Source organism: Nocardia sp. NPDC046473, from assembly GCF_040645995.1.
Taxonomy (GTDB): domain Bacteria; phylum Actinomycetota; class Actinomycetes; order Mycobacteriales; family Mycobacteriaceae; genus Nocardia.
Window position 1 is genome coordinate 641,322 of record NZ_JBEYZJ010000003.1, and the last position, 21,266, is coordinate 662,587.

General features: G+C 62.5%; 21 protein-coding genes. 10 read left to right on the forward strand and 11 right to left on the reverse strand.

All coding sequences use genetic code 11. The features are described 5' to 3' along the window. Positions 1-312 precede the first annotated feature (312 nt). Both ABZ942_RS13105 and ABZ942_RS13110 read left to right on the forward strand, forming a co-directional pair. Positions 313-1,041, forward strand: a complete 729-nt coding sequence (locus tag ABZ942_RS13105) for a C40 family peptidase (protein ID WP_357381372.1) — start codon at positions 313-315, stop codon at positions 1,039-1,041. Positions 1,042-1,102: 61 nt separating this feature from the next. After that, on the forward strand, positions 1,103-1,927 hold the full coding sequence (locus ABZ942_RS13110) for a transglutaminase domain-containing protein (protein ID WP_357381374.1): 825 nt from the start codon (positions 1,103-1,105) through the stop codon (positions 1,925-1,927). A gap of 83 nt (positions 1,928-2,010) precedes the next feature. Here ABZ942_RS13110 and ABZ942_RS13115 read toward each other — a convergent pair whose 3' ends face one another. After that, positions 2,011-2,184, reverse strand: a complete 174-nt coding sequence (locus ABZ942_RS13115; RefSeq protein WP_357381376.1) for a hypothetical protein — start codon at positions 2,182-2,184, stop codon at positions 2,011-2,013. A 64-nt stretch (positions 2,185-2,248) separates the two neighbouring features. Between ABZ942_RS13115 and ABZ942_RS13120 the strand changes: the two genes are divergently transcribed. Further along, positions 2,249-2,590 carry a hypothetical protein gene (locus ABZ942_RS13120; RefSeq protein ID WP_357381378.1) on the forward strand — a complete coding sequence of 114 codons (342 nt, stop codon included), beginning with the start codon at positions 2,249-2,251 and terminating at the stop codon, positions 2,588-2,590. 4 nt (positions 2,591-2,594) lie between these two features. Here ABZ942_RS13120 and ABZ942_RS13125 read toward each other — a convergent pair whose 3' ends face one another. Continuing rightward, on the reverse strand, positions 2,595-3,341 hold the full coding sequence (locus tag ABZ942_RS13125; protein WP_357381380.1) for a glutamine amidotransferase: 747 nt from the start codon (positions 3,339-3,341) through the stop codon (positions 2,595-2,597). 408 nt (positions 3,342-3,749) lie between these two features. Here ABZ942_RS13125 and ABZ942_RS13130 point away from each other — a divergent pair, with 408 nt between their 5' ends. Beyond that, the gene (locus ABZ942_RS13130) at positions 3,750-4,571 is read left to right on the forward strand and encodes a helix-turn-helix transcriptional regulator (RefSeq protein WP_357381382.1); all 822 of its coding nucleotides are present in this window, start codon (positions 3,750-3,752) and stop codon (positions 4,569-4,571) included. Positions 4,572-4,686: 115 nt separating this feature from the next. On the opposite strand, the gene ABZ942_RS13135 is transcribed toward ABZ942_RS13130, so the two are convergent. Next, on the reverse strand, positions 4,687-4,962 hold the full coding sequence (locus ABZ942_RS13135) for a DUF397 domain-containing protein (RefSeq protein ID WP_357381384.1): 276 nt from the start codon (positions 4,960-4,962) through the stop codon (positions 4,687-4,689). A gap of 181 nt (positions 4,963-5,143) precedes the next feature. Between ABZ942_RS13135 and ABZ942_RS13140 the strand changes: the two genes are divergently transcribed. From ABZ942_RS13140 to ABZ942_RS13155, 4 genes are read left to right on the forward strand one after another with little or no spacing between them, the layout of a single operon-like run. Continuing rightward, a complete protein-coding gene (locus ABZ942_RS13140) occupies positions 5,144-6,100 on the forward strand; it encodes a BTAD domain-containing putative transcriptional regulator (protein ID WP_357381386.1) in 957 nt (318 codons plus the stop codon). Next, positions 6,100-8,118, forward strand: a complete 2,019-nt coding sequence (locus ABZ942_RS13145; protein ID WP_357381388.1) for a hypothetical protein — start codon at positions 6,100-6,102, stop codon at positions 8,116-8,118. Before ABZ942_RS13140 ends, ABZ942_RS13145 begins: the two co-directional genes overlap by 1 nt. 12 nt (positions 8,119-8,130) lie before the next feature. Beyond that, positions 8,131-9,447, forward strand: coding sequence for a hypothetical protein (locus tag ABZ942_RS13150; RefSeq protein WP_357381390.1), 1,317 nt, complete (start codon positions 8,131-8,133; stop codon positions 9,445-9,447). Next, on the forward strand, positions 9,437-10,780 hold the full coding sequence (locus ABZ942_RS13155) for a DUF4407 domain-containing protein (protein WP_357381392.1): 1,344 nt from the start codon (positions 9,437-9,439) through the stop codon (positions 10,778-10,780). The genes ABZ942_RS13150 and ABZ942_RS13155 overlap by 11 nt, the downstream gene beginning before the upstream one ends. 205 nt (positions 10,781-10,985) lie before the next feature. Here ABZ942_RS13155 and ABZ942_RS13160 read toward each other — a convergent pair whose 3' ends face one another. After that, positions 10,986-11,936 carry a serine hydrolase gene (locus ABZ942_RS13160; RefSeq protein WP_357381394.1) on the reverse strand — a complete coding sequence of 317 codons (951 nt, stop codon included), beginning with the start codon at positions 11,934-11,936 and terminating at the stop codon, positions 10,986-10,988. A 388-nt stretch (positions 11,937-12,324) separates the two neighbouring features. Between ABZ942_RS13160 and ABZ942_RS13165 the strand changes: the two genes are divergently transcribed. Continuing rightward, entirely contained in the window at positions 12,325-12,801 is a 477-nt protein-coding gene (locus ABZ942_RS13165; protein ID WP_357381396.1) for a hypothetical protein, read from the forward strand. 124 nt (positions 12,802-12,925) lie between these two features. Here ABZ942_RS13165 and ABZ942_RS13170 read toward each other — a convergent pair whose 3' ends face one another. The 7 genes from ABZ942_RS13170 to ABZ942_RS13200 form a co-directional block, all read right to left on the reverse strand. Beyond that, on the reverse strand, positions 12,926-13,168 hold the full coding sequence (locus ABZ942_RS13170) for a hypothetical protein (protein WP_357381398.1): 243 nt from the start codon (positions 13,166-13,168) through the stop codon (positions 12,926-12,928). Between the two features lie 138 nt (positions 13,169-13,306). Next, positions 13,307-14,353 carry a dipeptide ABC transporter ATP-binding protein gene (locus ABZ942_RS13175; RefSeq protein ID WP_357381400.1) on the reverse strand — a complete coding sequence of 349 codons (1,047 nt, stop codon included), beginning with the start codon at positions 14,351-14,353 and terminating at the stop codon, positions 13,307-13,309. Continuing rightward, complete coding sequence (locus ABZ942_RS13180; RefSeq protein WP_357381402.1) at positions 14,350-15,396, reverse strand: ABC transporter ATP-binding protein; 1,047 nt, start codon at positions 15,394-15,396, stop codon at positions 14,350-14,352. The genes ABZ942_RS13175 and ABZ942_RS13180 overlap by 4 nt, the downstream gene beginning before the upstream one ends. Positions 15,397-15,425: 29 nt before the next feature. Continuing rightward, positions 15,426-16,406, reverse strand: a complete 981-nt coding sequence (locus ABZ942_RS13185; protein ID WP_357381404.1) for an ABC transporter permease — start codon at positions 16,404-16,406, stop codon at positions 15,426-15,428. A gap of 80 nt (positions 16,407-16,486) precedes the next feature. After that, on the reverse strand, positions 16,487-18,259 hold the full coding sequence (locus ABZ942_RS13190; RefSeq protein ID WP_357381406.1) for an ABC transporter substrate-binding protein: 1,773 nt from the start codon (positions 18,257-18,259) through the stop codon (positions 16,487-16,489). Between the two features lie 48 nt (positions 18,260-18,307). Continuing rightward, the gene (locus tag ABZ942_RS13195; RefSeq protein ID WP_357381408.1) at positions 18,308-19,324 is read right to left on the reverse strand and encodes an ABC transporter permease; all 1,017 of its coding nucleotides are present in this window, start codon (positions 19,322-19,324) and stop codon (positions 18,308-18,310) included. A gap of 602 nt (positions 19,325-19,926) precedes the next feature. Beyond that, positions 19,927-20,361 (reverse strand): hypothetical protein, encoded by a 435-nt coding sequence (locus tag ABZ942_RS13200; RefSeq protein ID WP_357381410.1) that lies wholly within the window; start codon positions 20,359-20,361, stop codon positions 19,927-19,929. Positions 20,362-20,482: 121 nt separating this feature from the next. On the opposite strand from ABZ942_RS13200, the gene ABZ942_RS13205 reads away from it, so the two are divergent. Further along, positions 20,483-20,902: a hypothetical protein gene (locus tag ABZ942_RS13205; RefSeq protein WP_357381412.1), complete on the forward strand. Its 420-nt coding sequence runs from the start codon at positions 20,483-20,485 to the stop codon at positions 20,900-20,902. Positions 20,903-21,266: the final 364 nt, after the last annotated feature.

Sequence of the window (21,266 nt, forward strand, 5' to 3'; positions counted from 1 at the left end):
TCGAACGAAAAGCGGATCGTTCGCCGACGAGCAGTAAATAGCCCGTGATACGGGCGGTAGCAGCCGGGATTTTCGTCGGAATGAATGGCATGTTTGCGCAGGTCAACGACATCTTTCAATACCCAATAGATATTTAGTTACCGTTTTGTTATTACTTTTCGGTGTGTCGGAAATTTGTTCGAACCTGAATGTGTCGAAGGATGGGAAATCGGATCCGCTTGGACTGACAGATCACCGTGATGTTCTCGAATGTATTCGAAGACTTGGTGAAGTCCGCCAAGGCCTTCGAAATGACCATCGGAGGACTTGATCATGGCATCGAAGACCGACGACGACGTCCGAAGTATCCGCTCGCTGCGGCGGGTGTTCTGGTGGACACTTGCCGCAGGCGCGGCCGTTTCCGGCGCACTCCTCTTCTCCGCCGCAGAGGCATCGGCCCAAACAGTGACCGTCCCCGGCGTCGGAAGTTTCGACGTTCCGAACGAAATCTCCGTTCCCCCAGGGCTTCCCGGCATCCAGATCTCGGTACCGCCACAGGAGAGCGCGCCATCCGCTGCTCCCTCCCGGACCGAATTCTCCGCTCCCGGAATCACCTTCACCCTCCCCGACATTCCGGGCTTCGAATACTCCGGCCTGGCAGGACTTCCCGGCATCAAGCCGCCGAACACGTTGCACCCGCAGGTCGCACCGATGAAGACGACCGGCGAGGTCGCCGTCGAAGCGGCCCGCGCCAAGATCGGCTCGAACTACGGAACCTCCGCCGGACCCGATGTTTTCGACTGCTCGGGCCTGGTCCAGTGGTCCTACCAGCAGGCAGGCGTCTCGGTCCCGCGCACCAGCTACGACCAACTCGCCGCAGGCACCCCGGTGTCCAAAGACGACCTGCGCCCCGGCGACTTGGTGTCGTTCTACGGCGGCGGCCACTCCGCGCTCTACGCGGGCGACGGCAAGGTGATCCACGCCTCCAGCTACGGCACCGGCGTCGTGGAGTCCCCGATGTCGTCGATGCCGTACGCGGGCGCCTGCCGATTCCGGAACTAGTACCGAATGCTGTTCGTCCACGGCGCCTTTGGGTCGCTGCCGGCGGCCTACGATCGTCTGCATGGCTACGGCGATCGAATACAACAGCCCTGGGCAGCTGACAAGCTTGCACGGTGTCGATCCGGCGGCGCTGGCGCAGATCCCGACCGACATCATCGATATCTGCCGTCTCGCCCCCGGACTTGTCATTCAACCCCGCGATGCTCAGACCCTCGATTTGCCGCCAGAAAGGTTCTCGGAGAACCAGATTCGGCCAGCCGTCAAGCTGGTCGACACGCTGCTCGCGCTGAATCCGGCGCCCCTGACCGTCCAGCGAGCACCGGACCACCGCGTGATCGGCACCTGCCGGCACTTCGCGGCGATCAGCTGCGCACTGCTGCGCCATCGAGGGATCGCGGCCCGTGTCCGCTGCGGCTTCGCCACATACTTCCAGCACGGGCGCGGCCTCGACCACTGGATCACCGAGTATTGGCATGACGTCGAACGCCGATGGGTGCGCATCGATACCGAGATCCTCGGCCGGTCGATCCTGGAGCGCCCAGAGGACCTCCGGGCCGGTGAGTTCCTCAGCGGCGGTGAAGCATGGATCGCCTTCCGAGCAGGCCGCATCGACGCCGCGACGTTCGGCGTCGGCGGAACCGCCAATTGGGGACCGGCCGAGATACGCGGGAACGCGATCAAAGATCTCGCCGCCCTGAACAAGGTCGAGATGCTTCCGTGGGACGAGTGGGGGCGCATGACCGCGTCGTACAACGGCGAGACCGGCCCGGACTACGACGCATTCCTCGACACGATCGCCGTCACCGCCGCTGGCGACGATCCAGCCGCTGTCGCCGAACTTTACGCGCACGACGACCTCCGAGTGCCTTCCGAACTCATCCGCTGAACATGTCGGAAGCGTTGGCGGAAACCACAGCCCCGGTTATCAGTTCAGGTGATTGATAGAAGTGCCGTCAATCCCTGCGCGGATCAGTCGCTTTCGGTCGGTTCGTCCGCGGGTGCGGACGCGGCAGGCCCGGCTATCCGAATGACCCCGGCATCCAGATCAAGGGCAAGCCGGGGACGGTGCGGCTGTCCGTCGCTGTCCCCGCTGCCCTCGTCGGCCAGCTTCTGTCCTGGAAAGAGTTCGCCCATGACGCCCATAACTCCACCATAGCCCCGGTACCTGGGTGTGCCCGAAATAGTCGATTCGCTCTACGCTGGCCGCATGTCTGTTCGCCGCCTGATCGTCTTGTCCGCGCTCTCCGTGTTCGCCTTGCTGGGAGCGTCCGCCTGCACGGTCGAAGGTGCGGGCACCAAGACCGACTGTGCGGTGAGCGGCTGCACGGTCACCTTCGATCGTGGCGTCAACGCCAAGGCCACCATTCTCGGGGTGGACGCGGAACTCGTTGCGGTGAACGGCAATACGGTCACCTTGAAGGTGGGTAACCAGGAGGTCAGCGTGCCGGCCGGGGATAGTCGGCCCGCCGACGGGCTGAGCGTGCAGGTACAGGAGGTCACCAGCGACAAGGTCGTGGTCAAGCTCTCCACCGGAATTACCGCCAGTTGAGGGGTCAGCGCGTACCGCTGCGGTACCTGGTGACGAATCGGCGCAGTATCTCCTTGGGCGTGGTGATCGCTTCCCGGTGCCCCAACGCGGTGAGGTAGTCCGCCTCCTCCGGGTCGAAATAGCCTGCGTGCCGGTAGGTCTCGATGCGCAGCGCGAGCCCGTCGCCGTCGAGTTCGGGGTGGAACTGGGTCGCGTACACGTGCTCGCCGACCCGGATCATCTGTACCGGGCAGTCCGCCGAGGTGGCCAGCAGCACCGCGTTCGGCGGCACCTCTTGGCACGCTTCCTTGTGCCCGACAAAGGCCCGGAACGTCTGCGGAGCGCCCGCGAGCAGCGGGTCTTCGCCTGCGCGGTCGGTCAATTCGATGGTCTGCGCACCCGGCGGCTCGTCGTATCGTTCGCCGCTCACCGTGCCACCGAGCACATCGGCCAGGATGCTCAGCCCGTAGCAGGCGCCCAGATACGGGAAGTCGCGGGCGACGATCTCGGCGACCAGCTTCTTCAATCCGGGCTCGAACCGCAGCTGATAGTCGTATTTCTCGGCCTCCGGATTGCCGACATTGCTCGGCCCACCGCCAACGATCACCGCCGAAAAATCGTCGAGCACCAGGTCAGGCAGGCCCTGCCGATCCATCTGCACGCGCACCACATCGCCGGCGTCGAGCTCACCCGCGCGCAACACAGCTCGGTATTCGTCGTCCGCAGCGGGGCGCTCGGGTCGCAGTTGGAGCAGCAGGCAGGGCTTGGGCATGCACAGATTGTGCAAGACCAGCACCGCCTGAAGGAGTGACTAAGCCGCAAGTGGTGTGTTCGTCGGTCGAATCGAGCGTTCAACGGGGGTTGTCTCAGCGCTGTCGGTTGTTCGAATGACGGTCGTACAGCCGATACTCGGCACCGATTGCTGCTGTCAAGCTCGTCGGCATACGACCGAACTCTTCTCGGGCCACCCCCGACGCAACCGAAGGCGAGCATCGAGGGACCTGATCTACCTGTCAACGCAGTGGCCGACCGGAACATCTCGCACCCGATGGCCGAGGTACGCTTGCTACACTGAATCAAATTGAATCAGTACGGGTCATTATGGTTCGCTCGAGACGGAGGACTGGCTTAGATGCAATCGGCGGACCGGCCAGCGGCCGCACTACCACGGCGCCGAGAGTTGGCGGCAGAGTTACGGGGGCTGCGTGACCTTGCCGGCATCTCAGGACGCGATCTTGCGAAGCGGATCGGCGTCAGCCAGTCGAAAATCTCTCGAATCGAGAGCGGCAACGCGGTGCCGTCACTGCCCGAAGTGCAAGCCTGGGGGCGCGAACTCGGCACGCCAGCAGAGGTACAACAGCGACTCGCGACGATGACCGCGGCGGCGCACCACGAATCCAGCCCCTGGCGTACAGCATTGCTGGGCAAAGGGCACCTGCAGCACGACATCCTGCGGAAGGAGTCGGATGCACATCAGCTGCGAGTCTTCCAGTCATCGGTCGTGCCAGGCCTGCTACAGACGCCCGAGTACGCTCGCCGCGTCTTCTCGATGTTCCAGATCCCGTACAGCGAGACAGATCTCGCCGCGGCGGTGTCCGCACGGTTGGACCGCCAGCTCGCGCTGTACTCCCGGGACAAACGGTTCGACTTTCTGATAACCGAGAGCGCCCTGCGGTGGCGGCCCGGTCCACCCAGCCTCCTCGTCGTTCAGCTCGAGCGAATCGCACAGCTCAGCACATTGCAGAACGTCGACATAGGGTTGATCCCACAGAACACCGAGGCACTCACGTTCACTTCGCACAGCTTCGTTGTCTACGACGGGTCTGATGTGTCACAAGCATCGGTCGAGACAATCCACTCTCAAATGAATATCGTCGCCGCCGAAGATGTGGAGTTGTATAACCAACGCTGGATTCAGCTTCGCCGGATGGCGCTTTTCGATGATCACGCCCGCGACTTCCTGCATCAGCTCATCGCTGACATCAACTCGACCACCTATTAGACTGAGTGTCCAAAGAGACATCATGCGTACGAGCGACATCACCATGGACTGCAACGAAGAGCCGGGTAGCGAAACTCCGCCATGGAGTAACACCACCCGGCTCGACGGTATCGGGTTATGTGATCACGCTGAGTACAATGCGAATAGCTGCGCTGATCCAGCGTACGACGACGTCTTTTATGCCGAATTCACCGGCCAGTACGCCGTACACGAACGCATCCCATTCAGTTGGCGTGAACCACAGAACCGGACCATTCGGATCCTTGGAGTCCCGCACAGCGACCCAACCATTTACTCGGGCAACTTCCACACAATCGCCACCACCCTCGCTGAAGCTGCTCTTCCGAAACAAGGCGCAATCACGGAATTCTCCCTTATTCGACACGGTCATCGGTTTCTCCTCTTTTCGTCGGCTGCATCTTGCTGCCGGTTACAAGAACAAGGACACCCGATCGAAATAGGAAAACAGTTGGTCCAGCACTGGGCGGCCAGCTGGGTGACACTGGGTTATGCACTGGGTCTGGCGCTAGCCATACACCTAACATGCAATATCGAAAGGAGTATCAAAAGAAATGGCTAACGAGATGGTGAAACTTCCTCCCGGTACTGTTAGATTCCAACTGCTCGGTCCGGTCGAGGCACGAGTGAGCTCGACTCGGGTCGAACTGGGCACCCCGCGAGAGAGACGTTTGCTCGTTGCCCTCCTCAGCTCGCCCGGTCGTCGAGTGCCGCGCGACAACTTGGCGCACTGGGTCTGGGACGATCCGCCGGACAATGCAGCTCGAAAGCTGGATGAGCCGGTGAGCGATCTTCGCAGACATCATCTGAGCGAGCTCGGGCTCGCGGACCGTTTGATCAGCAAGGATGGCTGGTGCCAGTTCGACATTCCCGCTGACTGTGTCGACGTGCACTTACTCCGGAAGCTGGTTGATCGCGCGACTCAGTTCGAGGACTCACGTCGGCGCGAGCTGCTCATCGAAGCAATGCAGCTGCGCCACGGCGAACCACTCGAAGATCTGGATGGATCAAAAATATCCGCCTATCGTGACAAACTGGCGGCGGATTATCGACACGCCGAGATTCTCTTCAATCAGTTCGATGTCAGAAATGGACGTGAGCGAGATCGCCTGACCGATCTGGAACGCCTCTACCATGCCAGACCGCAGGAAACCCGTGTCGCTGGACTCTACATATGTGCTCTCCATTACGGCGGATTGCCGGTGGAAGCACTCGACGTATTCCAACATCATCGCAAGTTTCTGGACAAATACGGAATGGCCATCCCCAAACAATTGACGAATCTCCATGAACGACTCCTCAGTGGAGAGGATAACATCAGCCCACAGTCTGACGTCTTCCTCGGCGGTCAGCATATTTCAGAACAGGCACAACACGAGGCCTCGGTCGATGAAGAAGATAGTAACGCCAAAACCCCCCGACAAAACGCTACAAATATAGTCAATAACACGCTAACCGGTGATACCAGAGCTGATTATATGGTCTTTGGGTTCGATAACCGGTCGAGCTGATGGATAAGGAAGATTCCACCCGAGAACCCGAGCCACAGCCGGAATCCGACGACGGCCGGCCAGCGACAAGCTTCGATGCAGCCACCATCCAGAACCTTGTATATAATCACCTGCCCGGCCTGAAAGGGATACAAACTGCCACGCTAGGGATGGATGCCCGACAGTTCCGGCAGGGCACACGAGCAACCGGCAAAATTACCGAATCAGAGCTTACGGAAGCGCTTACTTCATATGTAACGCCGGACGGTTTCAGCATGACTCTGGCCGCGTTGCAAGAAGACCGCATTGTCGTACTGTCTGGACCATCCGGTTTCGGCAAACGGACATCGGCATTACAACTGCTCCGCAGATGTACCGAGGGGCAGCTGGTTCTGCTGTCGCCGCAGGTGACCGCGACCGAGTTGGCCGAACGCCCATACGTCCACGGGTGTGGATACGCCGTCGTCGATCACATCGGGGACAACGGACCCGATGGCGCCTTCGGTTGGAACGTCGTTCGTGATCAACTCGCGGACACGCAGGCGTACATGGTAATTACTACCCATAGCGAGTCCAGCGACCTCGCCGAAGGAGTCCGCCGGTTCCATTGGGAGCTGCCAGATCCGGAGAGCGTGCTTCGGCTGCGAATGTCGACGCCGCTGTCCGACGAACAGCTGGCAGCACTGTCCGACGACATTAAATGCGCAGCTCGGATCAGCGATATTGTCGAGCTCGCCAGGCGGCTCGACGAGGGGGAATCTCCGGACACCGCCACCCGACATTTCGATGTGACCGCGTTCAACGAGGTCATGAAATGGTTCGAGGGGAAGCCGGATCGGCAGCAGATCGCCGAGGTCACGACGCTGGCCTTCGCACTCGGCGCGCCGGAGAGGACATTCGATGCGATGTTGAGCACGCTCGAAAAGCATCTCGATCCCAAGCTCCCCGACACCGAGCCCATAGGCAGCCGCGAAGCCGAAATTATGCCACAACGTCGGCACAGAATCACAGGTCCAGGTGGCCTGATAGTCCGGAAAATGGTCGCGACCGACCTCGGCCCTCGCGCCGAACTGACGTTCGCGGTGAACGGCTATCACCGGCATGTGGTCCGAATGCTGTGGGAGCGCTACGACAGCCAAACACTCTGGAATGCCGTACGTGTATGGCTGGACGAATCGGTACGAGACGGAAGCTGGCGCATCGCATTGGGTCTCGCGGCGTTGAGCGAAGTCGCGATCGACGAGGTGCTCGACGTCATCGGACCGTGGTCATGCGGTTCCAAGGGGGTAGGGGGTCAAAATGTCGCGATCTTCGTACTGACGACGATGGCATACAGCGATGAGCTCGCCCCGGCCGCACTCCAAATTGCTACGAAATGGATCACCGGCCCCAACCCTGCCCAACGATGGACCGCCGCAGTCACGTTCAGCTGGCAGTTGGGCGTCCGCTATCCCCACGAAGCGACCAACCGTCTGTGGCAGCTGTGCGTTCAGGCGCATACCGTCAAGGGCAGCGCCACAGCTGCATTGGCCGAGTTGTTTGTAACCCTGACGAGAGAGACATCCGATACCGGCATCGTTCTTACGATGGTGGAGTCCAAGATTCACCGCTTCGGCCGCAGCGGCGCCAATATCGAGCTCCGCTCGGTCGCGGCCGCAGCCGCGCTCAATGTGCTGTCGGCATTCGACCACGAGTCCGAACGAAGATCACTATTACTCTTCCTGAAGCATAATCCTGACCGAATACGCACGGTGGCCACCCTCTGGGCTACCGTCCTCAAATACCGCCCGACCCGGCTGGCCGCCATTCGCTTGTTCAAGTACGCCGCGAAGGATCTCGCCGCCAATGACGCGACACCCGTAGAGCTCATTACTCTACTCGGTACCGCCATTCGCGCCCACTTTTCGGAGAGGGAGATCGAACAGCTACGTTCCGAATACATCAATACTGTCATGCGTCGAGAAAAAGCCGACAAGGACGAAACGGTAGCACTGCTACGTATCTTGTTGAATATATTTGATCCACGTAAATCCAATTAGAAGGAATGCCCGATGAATAATTCATACCCAGTAGTAGAGCAACGGCCCCTCGATCCGGTTCCACCGAAGAAATTTCTAGGGCCGAAACGGTCCCGGACCGCGGACGAAATACCGCGCGGAGTATCGAACCACCGACTCGTCTACCGAACCGGCGGCGAGTACGTTCTGGACAATTATGCACTACCGCTCGACTCCGAGACGGTGCTCGATGCAACGAATGTGACCGTCGTCGACGTATCTCGCGACGCCGAGGTACTCGTACAACTCGACATTCCCTCAAAAGACGCCGACCTATTCCGGCTGCATGTCACATTCGCCTGCACCGTGACCGATCCTGTCGCGGTGGTTCGGGGCGGCGCGCAGGATTTGCAGAAGGTACTCAAACCGTATCTCAAGGGACATAGACGCATCTTCGAACTAGGTCTCGACTACGAGCTGGCACAGATCAACCAGGCACGTCGCAAGATAACAGCGCAGGTCACTGCTTTCACGACTATGTCGCCTCCGATCTATATCGGCCTCGCGACCGAACTGGCAAGTGTCGAAGTACTGACACCGCCAGATGTGTCCAAATTCGAGCAGTCGCGCCGAGAACAAGTGAACAGGCACAGCATCGAATTCGAGCGACAGCACAACAGCTACCAATTGCGGAGCGCGGCGTCCGAGTACGAACAGGACATTGCGGTACGGTCACAGAGACATGAAATTGATCTCGACGCGAGAAAACGTGATTACGAGCGATATCAATACTCGCAGCACAGCGAAGTCGCCAACGATCCGATAAGCGCACTGAAATTTTCTTACTCAGTTGGCGAGATCAGCGCGAAGGATTTCGCGGACGAATTGCTCAGGCTCGAGAAAGAGGAGCGTAACGACCGAAGAACAGAGTTGGCTCAGCAGCGAGAATGGGAGCGTGAAGATAGTCGCGGAAACCGGGAATGGGAACGAGAAACAGCCAGGCAGCACTGGGAAACAGAACGTTTGGACAAGGCCGAGAAATGGAGGATCGAGCAACGGAAGCTCGAGCATCAGGACAGCGAGCGGAAGCGCCAGCAGATCTTGGATCGTGAGGACCGAGCCTTCGAGCGAGATGACGAACGGCGCAAACTCGAAGCACAGTTCGAGATTATCCGCGAACTCGCACAACGAGGTCATCTGGATTCGGCCAATGTCAACCTCGAAAGAGTTGTCAGCACAATGCTAGCCGACGTACCGGAGCCTGACCGAAGCGGTCTGGACGAGATCGAAGCACTCAGCAGCACAGATGTGATCCCGGCAGATGCCAACGAGTTCGATGACGTGGAGGTGAGAGAGGAGGATGACCACTGATATTATCGATAGGCCATTGGTGCCCGATCCGATCCGAGATTTTGACCGACCAGACCTTCCGGACCTGAACAAAACCGGCCGCCGGCTGCGATCCATCATCGGTATCCGAGAAGTTATCCTCGACTGGGTTCCAGAGGAACGGACGCGTTATACCAGACTCGGTGCGATCGTCTTCAACACGGGTTTGATGGCTGGCCTGTCATTGATAGTCGCATTTTCCGGCCTCGCTGACGGACGGTGGTTGCTGCTTCTCCCCATCGGGATCTTCTGGGGCTACCTCATCATGACGTTCGACGGATGGTTGATCGCAAGCACTCACGGCGTGCTGCATACATCCAGAATCAAGCTGTTTCTTCCGCGGCTATTCATTTCAATATTGCTCGGAGCCGTCATTGCCGAGCCCCTCGTGATGTGGGCGTTTCGGCCATCGATTCTGACGGAAATTTCCGAATTCCGCCAGTCATCCATTGATAGCTACGAAAGCCGCCTGAAGACCTGCAATCCGGCGGATGGAAGGATCATCGACAGCCCGGACTGCGCCGCCTTCCGAGTCGACATCGAGAGCAACCCGATGGCGGTTGAACAGCAGCTCACCAGCGCGCAGCAATTGCTGGGCCAGTCCCAGCAGAATCTTGATGATGCGAACCGCCAGCTCGCCGAATTCGAGCGCCTGGCGCGTGAGGAGTGTGCAGGAACACCGGGCCCAGGTTTGACAGGTCGCATCGGCGAAGGCCGTGAATGCTCAGACAACAGAGATACCGTCAACAAATTCAGGAACGATAGTCACATCGATCAGCAACGCGATGATTTCATCAAACTGCAGGCGAAGATCGTCACCCTGACCTCGGCGCTGTCCGACGCACGTCGACAAAGTAGTGAGCAGATCAGTACAAAAATTTCTGCAAAAGTAGCCGAGAAGCAGCAGAATTTGCGCGACCGCGGTCTACTCGACGAGTTCGATGCCATGAGCCGACTGTCCGCCAAGAATCCGGTTATTTCGATAGCAGAGTGGGTCCTTCGACTTTTGCTCATCGCGGTCGACTCGTTACCAGTCCTGAGCAAGATGATGGGTGGAACCACTACCTACGACACCCTGGTATCACAGCGGCTGGACGCTGCCAGACGATCACACGGTCGGCACACACAGCTGCACGACCTGGAGGAAAGCACCAGTTTCGACCTTCGTAGTCGAGGTATCGAACGCAAGCTGCGCGATGCGACCGGGCGGATCGAAGATCAGGAACGCAGCGTAAAGGCTCAGAGAGAAGCCGAACTCGCCACCCAGATCGATCGCCTCGCAGCTGAACTCGAGCACGACGAGCACGAGATCTGAGCGATTCACCGGAGAAATCGTCGGTCGTTCGAATGACAGTCGTATAGCCGATACCCGGCACCGGTTGCGGCTGTCAGGCTGGACGGTGTTCTTCGGCTGGGATACGGCCACCCGACACGACTGAAGCCGAGCACCGAGGGGTTAATCGGCCTTCAGTACGGCAGCCGCACGCAGCCAGCCTGCGGCTGCCGTGTTTCGCGTGCCGCTACCCGGGTGGCGCTATCGCAGTGGATTTGTCGTCCTCGGTGCCGAGCTTCCCGGTCTGCCGCTGCTGGTCGACGGTGCTGCGCAGGACGCTGACGCCGGCGGTCAGTGCGGAACCTCCGGTGTTCCAGTCGATTCCGGTCGGCTGGGAGGTCAGGACGACTACTGCGTACGGCAGCTGGGTCGCACTCGGTCCGACCAAGCCGGTGGTGTCCAGCGTGGTGGAGGTGTCCAGTGCCATCCAGCCCTGTTTTACCGCCCAGCTGAGGCCGGTCAAACCGTCCGGGATGCCGAAGTACTGGTCGGTGCCGTCGGCGGAGATCTCGCTGGTACCGCGGAGCGCACCGACGACGATGTCCCGGGACGGCTCGGGCACGGCGGTGGTCAGGTAGCGGTAGATCGTGGCCACATCCCGCGCGGTAGTCAAGGTCTCGCCCCACTGCTCCGGGTCGTCGGGCGGCTGCGTGCCGGTCAGGCCGATCACGTCGATCATCCTGGCGACGATCGCGTCGCCACCGTTCTCGTCCCACAGGGCGTCGGCGACGTTGTCGTCGCTGGCGGCCAGCATCTCGCGCAGCTGTGCCGCGGTATCCGAATCCGGCTGCCAGCCTTGGCTGTTCAACGCATCCAGGGCGATCAGCAGTTTGACCACCGACGCGGTGTAGAACTGCTGATCGAGATTCAAGCCGACAAGTACTGTCCCGGAACTCATGTCGACCACGTCGATCCCGACCTGCGATCCCGGCGAGACGGCCTGAATCGCCGCCAGCATCTGCTGCGCCAGCGCCGTGGACGACGCGGCAGTCTGCGGCAGGTGCGGAACAGGTGTCCCGCGAACCGGTGTTACCGCGACGGGCGGGGCACCGCTCGTCGGTGTCGCCGCGACGGCGGAGCCCTGGTCGTGCGGCCCGGCCGTGGCCAGCGGAGCCGCCACCAACGCCGATATCGCCACTGCCGCTACGCAACCGGCGGACGCTGCGCCCCACCCCCATATCGATCCCATACCTATTTGAACCATGCGCGGCTGGTGAAACCTCGAGGCGCACTTGGCAATTAGCTGTGACCCGGCCGCGAGCCCCGGATTTCCGGATCGGAACGGCCTCAGGGTCAGCGCACGGCAGGTATCGGGGTAGGTCCGCCCAAAGGATGACATCGGACGCGACCGCGGGGCGATGCCCGTCCGGGGCGGACCCGCGCAGAATCGCTGGTGCGGTTGGCGATCACAAGCATTCTGTAGGGAAACTCCTAGCCGCAGACGATTTGATGCACAGGTGCAGTTGGCGGGGCTTCTGCGCATACCGATGAGAGATCACGATCTACCTGGTGAAATGGAGAAGACAGTGCCCGCGACGTTCCCGAGTTCCAGCACCCTGGCCGCCTCTGACGCGGTGCAGGACTACCGCCGCCGCGGATGGACAGTCGCCGAAACCGCCAACGGCGTCTGCCTGATCACCGACGAGCAGATAGCGGCCGTCGAACTCACCGGCCCCCTCGCCGCCGAGGTCCGCCGCTTCCTGCGCGCGAACAACCTGTCCGGCCCGGTCATCGAGATCCCCGGCGCCGAGCGCCGCGAGATCCACCTGGTAGTCGGCGCCGCCAAGGCGACACTGGCCATCGAAGCCCTGCACAGCGCGGGCGCGATCGTGCACACCGACGGCGCGAGCATCCCGCTCCCGCCGACGCGGCTGTCCACCGGCTCAGCCAACTGGGCCATCTCCCCCACCGAAGCCCGCTGGACCCCACCGGTAGTCGCCATCTCTGCCGCGGTGCGCGCCGCAGCCGCAGCCCGCCACCACCTCACCGACGTGGCTTGCTAACTGCCGCAACAGGTTCGGGGAGTCACCGACGTCCGATAGTCGAGTCCGGTCCGTGCGGACGGACCGGACTCGGAGTCTCGAAAGCCACTCTTATCGGCGTCATGGTGCACGCCGACTGCTTCCCCTACATCGGCTTCTTGCCCTTGCCCTTACCCTTGCCGGACTTACCAGCGCCGCCGCCCGCTTTGTCTTTCGGCGGCTTGGCCTTCTCGCTCATTCCGGCGGTTCCTTGCTGCTGTTGCGATGGCTCGCGCAGGCCACCCTGCTGCTGTTCCTGCGAGATCGGCCGTGCTGCGGCCGTCGACATGCCCGTCAGCGAGATAGCCGCGGCAGCGAACAGCACAGCCGCCGTAGTTTTCCGAATCATGCGTAACCCGTCTCGTTCGAGAGTGGTACGCCCGAGTGTCAGCCGGACGCCAGGTCAACCGATCGGTCAGCCCACCGCGTATTCGATGCCAAGAACATTCCAGATGGGAGGGACCGGAATACGGCTGGGCAAGGCCGATCAGGCGACCACGTGGCGCGGTTCCGGGAAATGGCAGGCCGCCAGGTGTCCTTCGGTGGATGAGCCCAATTGGATCAGCGGCGGTTCCTGCTCGGCGCAGATGTTCTCGGCCTTCCAGCAGCGGGTGCGGAAGCGGCAGCCGGAGGGCGGGTTGATGGGTGAGGGGACGTCGCCGGTGAGGCGGATCCGCTCACGTTGTTTCGCACTGTCGGGATCGGCCTCCGGCACCGAAGACAGCAGCGCCTGGGTGTAGGGATGGTGTGGGCGGTCGTAGAGGTCGGCGCGATCGGCGATCTCCACGATCTTGCCCAGGTACATGACCGCGATGCGCTCACTGAAGTGTCGCACCACGGCCAGGTCGTGCGCGATGAACACGAAGGCGATGCCGAGGTCGCGTTGCAGCCCCTGCAGCAGGTTCACCACCTGTGCCTGGATGGATACGTCCAGGGCGGAGACGGGTTCGTCGGCCACGATCAGTTTCGGGTTCAGTGCCAGCGCGCGGGCGATGCCGATGCGTTGCCGCTGCCCGCCGGAGAACTCGTGCGGAAAGCGGTTGTAGTGCTCGGGATTCAGGCCGACCGTCTCCAGCAGTTCCCGCACGCGGCTGCGTCGGCCACCGGGCGGGTTGATGCCGTTGATCTCCATCGGCCCGGCGATGATCGCGCCCACCGTCTGCCTCGGGTTCAGTGAGGAGTACGGGTCCTGGAAGATCATCTGGATCTCGGACCGGATGGGCGCCAGCTCGCGACGCGAACGATGAGTGATGTCCTGGCCGTTGTAGGTGATCGTGCCCGCCGTCGGCTCCAACAGCCGGGCCAGCATCCGCCCGGTGGTCGACTTGCCGCAGCCGGACTCGCCGACCAGGCCGAACGCCTCGCCGGCGGACACGCTCAAATCGATGCCGTCCACCGCGCGAACCACATCGGTTTGCCGTCTGAACAGGAACCCGGAGCGGATCGGGAAATGCATCTGCAGCCCGGTCGCGGTGAGTAAGGGTCCGCCGTGGGCTGGGCGCGAAATCGGTTCGGTGAGAGTCTGTTCGGTCATGATGCCTGCTCGATGCCGAGCGTCGGCCGGACCGCGTCGACGAAGATGCGGTCGGCTTCCTCGGTGCTCAGGTGACAGGCCGCTCCGCGCCCCGCGGCCGTGCCGAGCTCCGGCCGCTCGCTCGTGCAGCGCGTGCCTGCCACTCGGTCCACGTAATCGCACCGCGGATGGAACGGACATCCCGACGGCACGTCGATCAGGCTCGGCGGCGTACCTCGCACGGGTTTCAGCGGTATATCCACATCCCCGCCGAGGTGCGGAATCGAGGACAGCAGGCCCCAGCTGTACGGATGTCGCGGCCGTTGCAACACCTCACGCACCGTGCCCCGCTCCGCGCACCGCCCCGCGTACATCACCAGTACGTCGTCGGCCATCTGCGCGACCACGCCCATGTCGTGGGTGATCAGGATGATCGCCGTGTTGAACTCGCCCTGCAACTCCCGCAGCAGGTCCAGGATCTGCGCCTGCACCGTCACGTCCAGTGCCGTCGTCGGCTCGTCCGCGATCAGCAGGTCCGGGTCACAGCAGAGCGCGATCGCGATCATCACCCGCTGTCGCATGCCACCGGAGAACTGGTGCGGATACTCGTCCACTCGCCGCTGCGGCTGCGGTATGCCAACTTTGGTGAGCATCTCGATGGCCCGCGCCCGCGCCCGCTTCTTGGTCGCGCCGGTGTGCCTGCGGTATGTCTCGATGATCTGATCGCCGACCGTGTAGTACGGCGACAATGCGGTCAGCGGATCCTGGAAGATCATCGAGATCCGCTTGCCGCGGAACTGCCGCGCGGTTCGCTCGTCCGCCCCGGCCAGATCCGTTCCCTCGAACAAGATCTGCCCGCCGATCGTCGAATGCTCGCGATTGTGCAGGCCAAGGATTGCCATGGCTGAAACGCTTTTTCCCGAACCGGACTCGCCGACGATGCCGAGCGTCTTGCCGCGGACGAGGTCGTACGACAGCCCGTCCACCGCCTTGACGGTGCCGTCCTCGGTGCGGAAGTGCACCAGCAGATCTCGGACCGAGAGGATGGTCCCTTGGCTGGACATGTCACGCTCCAATATCGTTTCCGCCCGGGTCATCCCAGCCTCACCCTCGGGTCGATGAACGCGTACACGACGTCCACCACGATGTTGGCCACCACCACGGCGGCCGCGGCCAGCAGCACCACGGCCATCATCACCGGCAGGTCGGAGTCCTGCACGGAATTGACCGCCAACTGGCCGATCCCGGGCAGATTGAACACGGTCTCGGTGACGAGTGCCCCGCCGAGCAGCACCGCGATGTCCAGTCCGAGGAGAGTGGCGATCGGGCTCATGGTGCCGCGAAAGGCATGCTTCAGATAGACATTCGCGTTGCCCATGCCCTTGGCGCGCACGGTGCGGATGTAATCCTCGTTCAGCACCTCCACCATGGAGGAACGAGTGAACCGCGCGTAGGCCGCAGCGGTGATGACGGCCAGGCAGACCCACGGCAGGAACAATCCGGTCGCCCATTTCATCGGATTATCAAAGAACGACGAATAACTCGGCACCTTCATGAGGTGCGTCGAGTACACGAAGAGAAAGAGCAGAAACGGGCCGAGTACGAAGATCTGCTGCGCGCCACCCAGCACCGCGAAACCCATCGCGGCCTTGTCGGCGAACTTTCCCTTGCGCAACGCGGCCAGCAGGCCGAGGCCGATGCCGACGACCAGGAACATCACCACCGCACCGACGGTCAGCGAGAAGGTGACCGGGATCCGGTCCAAGATGGTGTCCAGTACCGGCCGATGGTTGTGGAACGAGTAACCGAGGCACGGGGCCGAGCAGTAGGTGTCGGCGATGGTACGGCCGGTGAAGATCCCGGCGAGGTAGTCGAGGAACTGCTGCCAGACCGGCTTGTCCGTGCCCAGTTGGTGTGCGACAGAGGCGATCAACTCGGGCGAGCAGGTCTTTCCGCAGGCCAGCCGGGCGACATTGTTGCCGGGGGCCACGTAGAACATCACGAAGGTGACCGCGCAAACAACCAGCAGGATCACAAGGCCGCCGAGGATCCGGCGGGTGAGGAAGGCCAGCATTCGGAGATCGCTCTCTGGAGGAGGAGCCGGGTGACGGGCAACCTGTCCGTCACCCGGCTCGAGACTTCGTCAGACCTGCACTACTTCTTGATAAAGGCGGTAGTCAGGTCGAGGCTCAAGCTGATCGGGTCCATGCGGGTCCCGCCGACCTTCGAGCCGAACATCAACTGTTTGCGCCAGTACACCAACGGGATTGCCGCCGCGTAATCCCGCTGGATCAGCTGATCCAGCGGCATGTACTCCTTGCCCTGGGCGTCGATGTCCTGGATCGCCTGGATGCGGTTGAGTTCGTCGTCGACCGCCTTCTCCTTGAGCTGGGCGTAATTGTTGCCCTCATCCTTGACCGCCCCGCCGTAGTACACCGCGCTGTACACGGTCCGGTTGGTCGGCCAGTCCGGGCCCCACGAGTTCCAGATCAGGTCGAACGGATTGTCCAGGCGCCCGACCGCGTCGTAGAAGCCCTTGTCCGGCACCGGGTTCAGGTTGACCTTGAAGCCGGCGGCCTCCAGCGCGCGCTTGATCGGCGTACCCCACCGGTCGGCGGTCGCGGTGGAGTCCCAGGCCACGTTGACCGGGTAGCCGAGTTTGTTTGCGTCGGTGAGGATTTGCTTCGCCTTCTGCGGGTCGCCGTTGTCGCCGACGCCGTACGGGTTGGGCTGCGCCGCGTAGCCCACCGAGCTACGCGGGCTGAGCGTGTTGGCGATATTGCCGAAGAAGGGACCGCCCTGCGTGGTGACGACGTCCTGCTTCGGGAACGCGGTGGCGATGGCCTTGCGAACGTTCACATCGGTCACGCGGGCGGTGTTGATCGCGAAAGCCTGCACGGCGTTGGTTTCGGCATCGACGGTGCGCTGCTTCAGGTTCGGATCCTGCATGATGGCCTGTACCTGATCGGTGTCGATACCGCTGTAGTAGGAGGCCGCGCTCGGGTCGGTGTCCGCCTTCAGCTGATCGGTTTGCTGCTTGGCCATCACGCCGAACTGGAAGTGGATCTGATCCAAATACTGGTGCCGGATCGGGTCGGTCTTCGGATCCCAGTTCGGGTTTCGCACCAGGGTCAGCGTCTTGTCCACCTCGTGTGCGCCGATCTTGTACGGCCCGGTGGCCATGTCGCCGAGCCCGTTGGCGTCCAGGTCGGCGGGCTTGGCGTCCTTGTCCTTGCGCACCGGGACGGTCTCGGTCATCGAGGCGGCGAACGGGAAGTCCGACTCCGGTTCGGCCAGGTGGAAGATGATGGTCTTGTCGTCCGGCGTCTCGATCTTGTCGGAGCCGAGTTCCTGGCCACCGAACGGACCCGGGTAGACCGAGCTGAAGTCGTCCTTCCCGGCCAGCCACAGCTGAACCCACTTCGGCCCGGTCGCGAACGTCGGATCGAACGTGCGCTCGACGCCGTACTTGATGTCCTGGGACCTGATCGGCGTGCCGTCGGCGTACTTCACGCCGTCCTTCAGGGTGTACTTCCAGGTCTTACCGCCGTCGGAGGCCTCGCCGGTATTGGTGGCCAAGTCGCCGACCAACGCCATCGAGCCGTCGTCGTGCTGGTTGAACACGGTGAGTCGGCGGTTGATGAGCCGGAACGTTCCGTCGTCCGGGGCGGTGTAGACCTTGGCCGGGTCATAGTGCGGGTGGTCGGCCCGCCACATCAGGTCGAGTGTGCCGCCCTGTTGAGCGCCGGACACCTCGGCGGCCGGACCACTCGACTGCTTACCGGTCGGGTCGAGGGTGAGTTTGCTCTGTACGGCCTTGGGCTGGTCGCCACTGCCGACATTGGTGCCGCCGGCCGAACAGCCTGCCGTCACCAGTGCTAGCGACACGGCCACCGCGGCGGCCTGCGCGAGATGCGTACTTTTCATTCCAGTTCCTGCCTCCTCTTACCGCCGGAAAGCCCGGCGACCCAACGGTTATCGGCTTCCCTTCGGGTCGAGGGCGTCGCGCACCGAGTCGCCGAGCAAGTTGAACGCGAGCACGAAAAGCATCATCCCGATACCGGGGAAGACCAGGTACGTGATGTCGGAGGAGATCAGGCCGGATCCGTTCTGCACCATCACACCCCAGTCGGGCGTCGGATCCTTGATGCCGACGCCGAGGAAGGACAGCGCCGCCTCCGCCGTGACGTACGCGGGCAGGTCCAGCGTCGCCAGCACCAGGATCGGGGTCCACAGATTCGGTAGCAGTTCCCGGACGATGATTCGGCGGGGGCCGGCCCCGGTCACCTTGGCCGCCTCGATGAATTCGCGCTCCCGCAAGGAGAACACCTGGCCGCGCAGCAGCCGAGCGTTGCGGGTCCAGCCGAACAAGGTCAGCAGTCCGATGAGGCTGGCCGCCCGCACCCAGGGCGGAACCTCTTGTCCGGTCGCCTGATAACTAGCCCAGGCGACGGGCATGAAGGCGAGGATGAACAGGGTGGACGGGATGGACAGCAGGATGTCGGTGATCCGGCCGATGACGTAATCGGTCCGGCCGCCCACGTATCCGGCGATGACGCCGAGCATGGTGCCGATGACCGTCGTCAGCAGCACCACGGCCAGCGAAATCAGCAGGGACATACGGATTCCGTAGACCAGCACGATGAGGACGTCGCGGCCGGTATGCGGTTCGATGCCGAACCAGAACTGGCTGTCGATGCCGCCGTTGGGCTTGATCGGGAAGCCGGTGTCGGTGAGCAGTCCATTGGCGGTCGTGGCGTACGGGGTGTACGGGTCCTTGCCGTAGACCAGGGAGATCAGCGGCGCGCCGAGGCCGACGACGAAGAAGAACAACACGACGATGCCCGCCACCACGCCGGTCTTGTCCCGCTTGAACCGAAGCCAGGCAAGCTGACCGGGCGAGCGCCCGACCGGATCCCCCTTGACGGCGGGCACCGTATCCGGTGAAAGCTCATCCGTGAGCAGGGTCGCCACGACTTCCCCTTTGATCACCCCAACAACAATGGGCGAAACGTACGGCCCGTACCCTCCGACGTCAACCCTCGCACTCGTTTACTTAACAAACTGTGCACATAGATCGAGCGGTCGCCGGGTGAACACCACAAACAGGCCACCATTGCGCCGGTTTTGTACCAGAGGCCAACCCCATCCGAGTACCGTACTACTCACCCCTGCCTCGAAATCCCCCGACCCCCAACAGATCTCAGCGTCGCGCAACCGACCGGACGACGCCCCCCGTCGGCCGGATTCAACTGGGGAATTCCCCAGTTGCCAGGTTGCGTGGCGAGCGCAAATACGTTGCGCCCAAAAATGCCAGGCCGATCAATACCGCGAGAGCAGGTCGATCCCAGACGAATGCGGTGCAATTAGAGCACACAGCTCGAGCTCGCGGCCTCAATGAATCGATGCGCGCCGCGTTGCGTTGCCGACTGCCGCATGCAGAGCTATTCGCTTTGCGACGAAAGGGCAACCAGCGCAGCGACACCGGGCTTGGAACAGGCAGGTTTTTCGGCCGCCGGCGCCACCGGGTCCCGCCCGCGCGGGCGTCCGCAAATGCCTGCGGGTTCAGGCGTTCGGATGAGGTGGCCAGAGGGCTACGGTCGATCTCGAGCAGGCTTATCCACAATGAGGAACAGCATGGCGCCAAGGGCGGCCGTTTGCAGGAACAGCTGGCCCATCGGGTCGCCGAAAGCCGCGCCCGTGCGGATGATCGAGGTGGTGAGGCCTGCCACGATCACGGCGGCCACGACGAGCGCGACAACCGTTCTGCGCGTTGTCCATCGTTTCCGCGGGCCGGCTACCGAGACGGGTTCCAGCACCAGCGAAAGCAAGACCAGCAGGCCGACCACGACACCGGTCAGGCCTAACAGATGAGTCGCCGTCAGGTCGTTCCAGTCCTTGCTGACCGCCAACCTGGTCACGGCGGCAAGGTACAGGCCGATGACGACAAGCGCGGCGACCCATCTGAACGGCGACCATCGCTTCTTCGGCCCCTCTGCGGCAACCGATCCCACCCCTTTTGCGGGCATAGCGGGAGCCTCCGAGTCAGCCGATTGGCCTGTATAGTTCGCTTCGACTCCAAACGGGGGAATCCATTGCTAGAGAGAGTAATTCAACGTGCTTAAATCCAACAGGGCGGCCGCCGCTACAGTGGCGACGCTCAGTGCGCTGGCCGCGGCGATCGCGTTCGCCGCGCCGCAGGCGGGGGCAGCAGTAACGAGCATCCGGGTCGAGCAGGGCCAGAGCTTCGGTAGCTCGGCAGACGCCCGCGGCACCGGCTGCTCCTACCCGATCACCGTGCTCACCGAACCCGGCCGGGAGTTGATCGTGCTCGACCAGATCGGTGACGACCCGAAGACCGCGGACCACAAGCAATTCCAGCCGAATTCGGTGGTAGCGGATGCGTCCGGAACGGCGCGCACCACGTGGACCCCCGACCGGAAGGGCCCGCACAAGATCGTCGTCCTCGAGCTCTTGAACGAGGACGACGCCGACGTCTACACCCTCCGCAATCCGATGAACGTCGGAACCGGCGTCAACCTCGGCCCCGCCTGCGCCGTACTGCCCTGATGTCCTTCGCCGCAGACCGGCGTGTCGTCCTCGGCTCTCCCCTGGGCAACACCCGGCCTGCGGCCCTGATCGCCCGGCGAGCTCATCACAAATCCTGCGCCGAGCTGCACCTGCGGCGGAGTCGCCTGGTGCCCCCAGGGCGGCACGTACAGCATCCACAACAAACCGCGCGCGCGGTGAACTGCGGATTTCCGCCGAATTTGCGATCGATCGGCGGCGCTACCGGGTTGTTGATAGCGCTGCAACGCGATGAAAGATGAGGGGCGGACGTGACAGCGCTGATCGGTGGCAAGGTCGAACCCGCATCGGACGAGGTAGCCCGCCGGACGCTCCAGCTGACGGGGATCCGAATCCCGCAGACCGG

Bases quoted from the DNA above. Each gene is read 5' to 3' on its own strand.
- ABZ942_RS13105 (WP_357381372.1), top strand. From the start codon at position 313: ATGGCATCGAAGACCGACGACGACGTCCGAAGTATCCGCTCGCTGCGG.
- ABZ942_RS13110 (WP_357381374.1), top strand. From the start codon at position 1,103: ATGGCTACGGCGATCGAATACAACAGCCCTGGGCAGCTGACAAGCTTG.
- ABZ942_RS13115 (WP_357381376.1), bottom strand. From the start codon at position 2,184: ATGGGCGTCATGGGCGAACTCTTTCCAGGACAGAAGCTGGCCGACGAG.
- ABZ942_RS13120 (WP_357381378.1), top strand. From the start codon at position 2,249: ATGTCTGTTCGCCGCCTGATCGTCTTGTCCGCGCTCTCCGTGTTCGCC.
- ABZ942_RS13125 (WP_357381380.1), bottom strand. From the start codon at position 3,341: ATGCCCAAGCCCTGCCTGCTGCTCCAACTGCGACCCGAGCGCCCCGCT.
- ABZ942_RS13135 (WP_357381384.1), bottom strand. From the start codon at position 4,962: ATGACCGTGTCGAATAAGGGAGAATTCCGTGATTGCGCCTTGTTTCGG.
- ABZ942_RS13140 (WP_357381386.1), top strand. From the start codon at position 5,144: ATGGCTAACGAGATGGTGAAACTTCCTCCCGGTACTGTTAGATTCCAA.
- ABZ942_RS13145 (WP_357381388.1), top strand. From the start codon at position 6,100: ATGGATAAGGAAGATTCCACCCGAGAACCCGAGCCACAGCCGGAATCC.
- ABZ942_RS13150 (WP_357381390.1), top strand. From the start codon at position 8,131: ATGAATAATTCATACCCAGTAGTAGAGCAACGGCCCCTCGATCCGGTT.
- ABZ942_RS13155 (WP_357381392.1), top strand. From the start codon at position 9,437: ATGACCACTGATATTATCGATAGGCCATTGGTGCCCGATCCGATCCGA.
- ABZ942_RS13170 (WP_357381398.1), bottom strand. From the start codon at position 13,168: ATGATTCGGAAAACTACGGCGGCTGTGCTGTTCGCTGCCGCGGCTATC.
- ABZ942_RS13175 (WP_357381400.1), bottom strand. From the start codon at position 14,353: ATGACCGAACAGACTCTCACCGAACCGATTTCGCGCCCAGCCCACGGC.
- ABZ942_RS13180 (WP_357381402.1), bottom strand. From the start codon at position 15,396: ATGTCCAGCCAAGGGACCATCCTCTCGGTCCGAGATCTGCTGGTGCAC.
- ABZ942_RS13185 (WP_357381404.1), bottom strand. From the start codon at position 16,406: ATGCTGGCCTTCCTCACCCGCCGGATCCTCGGCGGCCTTGTGATCCTG.
- ABZ942_RS13190 (WP_357381406.1), bottom strand. From the start codon at position 18,259: ATGAAAAGTACGCATCTCGCGCAGGCCGCCGCGGTGGCCGTGTCGCTA.
- ABZ942_RS13200 (WP_357381410.1), bottom strand. From the start codon at position 20,361: ATGCCCGCAAAAGGGGTGGGATCGGTTGCCGCAGAGGGGCCGAAGAAG.